The following is a 4,707-nucleotide window of genomic DNA, read 5'->3' as shown; positions in this document are numbered from 1 at the left end:
TTGTGGCACAACTCATGGTATCAGGCATCGAGGCAATTCAACGTTTAAAAGACGGCAATAAGCGGTTTGTGTCTGGAGTGCGTAGTATTGATAACATGATAAAACAATCTCAACTGCAAGAGTTTGTTGAAGGACAAGCGCCATTTGCGATTATTCTGGGTTGTTCAGATTCTCGTGTCCCTGCAGAAATAGTATTTGATCAGGGTTTGGGAGATTTATTTGTTATACGCGTTGCTGGAAATATTGTTGCGCCCTCACAGGTTGGTAGTGTTGAGTTTGCTGCGGATACATTTGGTACGCCCTTAGTCGTAGTGCTTGGTCATTCTCAGTGTGGAGCGGTTAAGGCCACCATCGACGAACTCACTCACCCCACGGGTTCACACTCTTCTAATCTACTATCTATTGTTAATCGCATTCGCCCCTCAGTAGAACCTTTATGTGGTACTGAGTTACGCCACGATCACCACAAGTTATTAGACGCTTCGATTCGCGCCAACATTCTTGCATCAACCAATCAACTTCGTCACGGTTCACAACGACTCGAAGAACTAGTCCAGCAAGGGAAACTCACTATTGTTGGTGCCGAATACTCGCTAAAAACGGGTGAAGTCACCTTTATGCAAGGCGTTTAGATACCTATTTTATATATTTTAAAACGGCTACTTGATGTTAGATTAGATAGGAGGTAAGTGAGCTTTAAGGATCTCATAAAGTTCTGGACGGTGCGTTTTAATCTCGGCAACGTTTAGCCCTTCTAAAGAATGCGGATACTTTAACCAAGCGGCTGTTTCATGAACGTAATAATCTGGCTCAAAATCGACTTCGCGGCGGGTGGGTTTATAATATGGGATTGCAATACGCACATCTTTGGGCATATTTAATCGAGTCGCTCTGCGCAGTTGTTCCAAAACAGCAGCAATAGAGCGACCAGTATCAAAGACATCATCGACGATAAGCAGTTTGTCATGGTCTTGCACATTTTTGACTAAATAATTGAGATCGTGAACCTTTACCACTCGCGATTGCTGATCAATGCCAGCCGCATATGAAGACGTTCGAATTGCAATGTTATCCGTCTCAATACCGTGATAACTTAAATACTCTTGCACGGCAATACCAATGGGCGCGCCACCTCGCCATAGCGCGATAATAAAAGTCGGCTTAAAGCCACTGGCCAAAACCATTTGGGCCAGTTTAAATGAGTCGACCAACAATTGTTCGCCTGAAAGGTACGTTTTTTCCATTATATTAACCATGTATAATTGCGACTTACATCATACTGAGATGAAATGCATTCTTATAGGTAAACCATGAAAAAAATATTTTTAGATGAAGATACCTTGATTCAAGACTCGTTTCGTCTTGGCGTGAAAATTTTTGAATCAGGGTTTCGCCCCACCTTTATAGTGGGTTTGTGGCGGGGCGGCAGTTCAGTAGGTATTTATGTTCAGGAATGCTTGCAGACATTGGGCATCGACACCGATCATATTTCTATTCGAACGTCTTATCGGGGTCTACCAAGCTACCAATCGATGGTAAATGCCCCTGAAACTATTCGTGTTCACGGCACCCAATACCTTATCGAAAATTTAAATGCTGACGATTCATTGCTCATTGTTGATGATGTGTTTAGTACTGGGCTCAGTATCGAGGCAACGATAATTCGACTGCGCAAACACTTAAAAAAGAATTTACCCAGAGATATTCGAATCGCCACACTATATCAACGTAAGGATTACAAACGTACAGATTTAACGTTAAATTACTTTCTGCATGAAACTGACAGTTGGCTGGTGTTTCCTTATGAATTAAAGGGCTTAAGCGCAAATGAAATAGAAATACATAAGCCTTATTTACACCAAGTGATGCGTTAACCCTGCTTTTAATTGACGAAGAACAAAGGAACAGCGCGATATTAAACTGAACACGGTTGCTCTGACTAAATGTCACTCCAAAGTAAAATCCTTTTTGTCACTACTAAACAGTGGTAAACACTTAGTTTTTCGTTGCACGTTCTATCAAACAAGTGAATTTTATAGAATTAGGCTCGTGTAAATACCAAACACACACACCACCAACAAGGCAGTACCAACAAATTGGAAAAAACGAGGCGTTTCCGCTTCTTTTATTCGCTCGTGTAAGCGCTGTCCAAAAATATGACCTAGCAAAGCACAGGGCAATAACCAAAGTTGATGAATCAATTGCAGGTCTACTCCCGCGATGACAAAGGACGTCATCTTGATCATGACCAAAATAAACCACAAAACAAATAAAGTATCGCGCAATTGATGGCGCGGCACTTTAGTGGCAAATACCGAAACTATTAACGGTGCACCAATCAATGATGTGCCGCTCACATAACCACCCATCATCAAAAAGATCGTATCGAGCGTTTTATTATTTGTATAGAAAGGCTTATTAAGAATATACGACACAGCAAATATAGCGACAATGACAAAAATCACACCGGTTACGATGTCACTGGGCAAGGTAAGTAAACCAAACACACCTATTAATTTAGGGATAATCATAATACCTAAGGCTTTTTTCAAGTATGCCCAGGCAATATTACTTTGAGCGTCATTTGGTTCATTGCCCTGTGCAACAGCCAAATGGATTTGTTGCTTGGTCAATCTTGAACCTTGCCATGCAATCCAACTGGAAAAAACTAACAGATGAACTGAGATTATTGGCAGAAATACCAGCGGTTTATTTAGTACCAATAGTAAAAATGGCAAAGCCAATACGGCACCACCAAAACCCAAACCACTGCGTACAAAACCACTCCACACAAAAATCAGACCAATTAATGTGTACTGCCACCACACAAGATGTTCCATTTTTATCCTATTAACGGTACCTAGACTGAGATAAGACTGACCATCTTAATGAAAATGAGAGAATAACGTTACGTACAATTCTAACTGAAATCAAAAATTGTAAAAATTGCTCAGATAAACACTGCTGACCCCACCCCCTGCTTTGATTTGTAATTTACAACTGGTTGAGTCCCATAAGAATAATTCCCGTATAGCACGGTAAGCAGCAACTTAATTCAAGAATACTCACCATAAGCTTAATTTAGTAAACAATATGTTAAGAAAATATTAACTAGGTATTTAAGGAATTAGATTAGTCTAGCTGACAGGATGTTTATCTAAATATCAATATACCTAGGAGGAAACGTAATGAAAATAAATCAAATCAACAATGTTTATGCTTTGCTGTTGTTGGCAATGTTAGTGTCTTCATCTTCTGCTTTAGCCCAAGATGGCAAAATGTATGACATGAAATCCCCAGATGAATCTAATGCCATACCGTTAAATACAGGTGGTGTTGAAGGGCAAACAGCAAAAGAGTCTTGGTTTAAACAATGGGGTGATCCCATGGCTCGTAATATATCTAAAGCCACACTAACCCCCTTCTTGGCTGACCCGAAAAAAGCCAATGGTGCAACGGTTATCGTAGCACCGGGCGGTGGTTTTATGTGGCTTTCAATGGGAAATGAAGGCTGGGAAGTAGCACAGGCCTTGGCTGATCGTGGTATTAATGCCTTTGTTTTAAAATACAGATTACAACCTACCATAGACGGTTTAGATGCCTTTGAATCACAAATGAATCAACGTTTTGCCGATGCAGCAAAAATGTCTTCATCAGACGAGCCGGCAGAAGCGCCTAAAAGACCTCGCTGGAACTTAGATAACCAAATTGCCGATGTCGAAGCGGCTTATAAAATGATTACCGAACGCGCTGAAGAATGGGGGGTTGATACCAACAGAATTGGCATGATTGGTTTTTCTGCAGGCGCTGGGTTGACGATGGCAACCACTTTGCAGTCTAAAAAAGTTAAGCTAGCTTTTATTGGCCCTATATACGGTGGAATGCAAGCGGTTGAGGTACCTAAAGACGCGCCCCCCATGTTTGCCGCCATTGCCAGTGACGATTTTTTATTTAGTGGTGATTTCGGTGTTATAAAATCGTGGTATGACGCAAAAATTCCTGTGGAACTTCATTTATACCAAAATGGTGGTCATGGTTTCGGATTAGGAAACCCCGATCGCACTAGCAATAAGTGGTTTGATTCATTTATCTATTGGCTTGAAGTCAATGGATTTTTAGTCAGCAAATAACAAGGTTTATAAACAACCGCAGCAACGAGGCTTCGAATGAGCGTTGCTGCAGGTTAATCTAGTTTGTAGTCTTATTGCTCGCAACACCGTTGAATTTCATCCATATTACAGGTAATAACCGTTACATTTTCATAGCCTACTCGCTTAAGTTGTTCAGCCCCGAGCGCAGCTCTTGCTGACGTTGCACAATGCAGATAAATAGGCCGAGTTGGATCTTTCTCTAATTCCATCATCTTCATTTCAAGCAAACCGCGGGGAATATTAATAGCTCCCATTGCAGGCTTGGTTTGATGCTCAGCTGGCTCACGCACATCGATTAACAAACCTTTATTAACTTCACGCTCTGCCACCGCAGTTTGTGCATCTATACAACGAATATTCTGTTTGACTTCTTTGATTAAATCTCCAACCGCTAACAACATATTTTATTCCTCAAAACCTAATTTTTTAAGAATGGTGATCATAGGGCACCAGCAAGTAAAAGCAGATTGAATAAGGTTTAGCCCAATAAAGACACTAAAGAAAATCCAATTTGAGTTGACCCAATAAGTTAAAGCTAATGATAGCAGTATCATAA

Annotated in this window: 7 protein-coding genes; 3 read left to right on the top strand and 4 right to left on the bottom strand. The window is 40.8% G+C overall.

The genetic code is table 11. The annotated features are described in order from the left end of the window. Window positions 1-632 (top strand): carbonic anhydrase (locus NWQ57_RS06185; RefSeq protein WP_306021264.1); only part of this gene is annotated, 632 nt, incomplete at its 5' end. Window positions 633-674: 42 nt separating this feature from the next. Here NWQ57_RS06185 and NWQ57_RS06180 read toward each other — a convergent pair. Then, a complete protein-coding gene (locus tag NWQ57_RS06180) occupies window positions 675-1,244 on the bottom strand; it encodes a phosphoribosyltransferase (protein ID WP_372340895.1) in 570 nt (189 codons plus the stop codon). A 66-nt stretch (window positions 1,245-1,310) separates the two neighbouring features. Here NWQ57_RS06180 and NWQ57_RS06175 point away from each other — a divergent pair, with 66 nt between their 5' ends. After that, window positions 1,311-1,874: a phosphoribosyltransferase gene (locus NWQ57_RS06175; RefSeq protein ID WP_306021263.1), complete on the top strand. Its 564-nt coding sequence runs from the start codon at window positions 1,311-1,313 to the stop codon at window positions 1,872-1,874. Between the two features lie 159 nt (window positions 1,875-2,033). Here the strand turns inward: NWQ57_RS06175 and NWQ57_RS06170 are convergent, their stop codons facing one another. Beyond that, complete coding sequence (locus NWQ57_RS06170; protein WP_306021262.1) at window positions 2,034-2,840, bottom strand: TSUP family transporter; 807 nt, start codon at window positions 2,838-2,840, stop codon at window positions 2,034-2,036. 348 nt (window positions 2,841-3,188) lie between these two features. Between NWQ57_RS06170 and NWQ57_RS06165 the strand changes: the two genes are divergently transcribed. After that, on the top strand, window positions 3,189-4,130 hold the full coding sequence (locus tag NWQ57_RS06165; protein ID WP_306021261.1) for an alpha/beta hydrolase: 942 nt from the start codon (window positions 3,189-3,191) through the stop codon (window positions 4,128-4,130). A 71-nt stretch (window positions 4,131-4,201) separates the two neighbouring features. On the opposite strand, the gene NWQ57_RS06160 is transcribed toward NWQ57_RS06165, so the two are convergent. Both NWQ57_RS06160 and NWQ57_RS06155 read right to left on the bottom strand, forming a co-directional pair. Next, window positions 4,202-4,552: a rhodanese-like domain-containing protein gene (locus NWQ57_RS06160; RefSeq protein WP_306021260.1), complete on the bottom strand. Its 351-nt coding sequence runs from the start codon at window positions 4,550-4,552 to the stop codon at window positions 4,202-4,204. 3 nt (window positions 4,553-4,555) lie between these two features. Beyond that, window positions 4,556-4,705, bottom strand: a complete 150-nt coding sequence (locus NWQ57_RS06155) for a DUF2892 domain-containing protein (protein ID WP_306021265.1) — start codon at window positions 4,703-4,705, stop codon at window positions 4,556-4,558. Between the last annotated feature and the right edge of the window lie 2 nt (window positions 4,706-4,707).

The sequence above is a fragment of the Paraglaciecola sp. genome (assembly GCF_030730205.1).
Classification (GTDB): Bacteria; Pseudomonadota; Gammaproteobacteria; order Enterobacterales; family Alteromonadaceae; genus Paraglaciecola.
The sequence above is the reverse complement of the archived record's forward strand: the minus strand, read 5'-3'. Positions and strand labels throughout refer to the sequence as shown.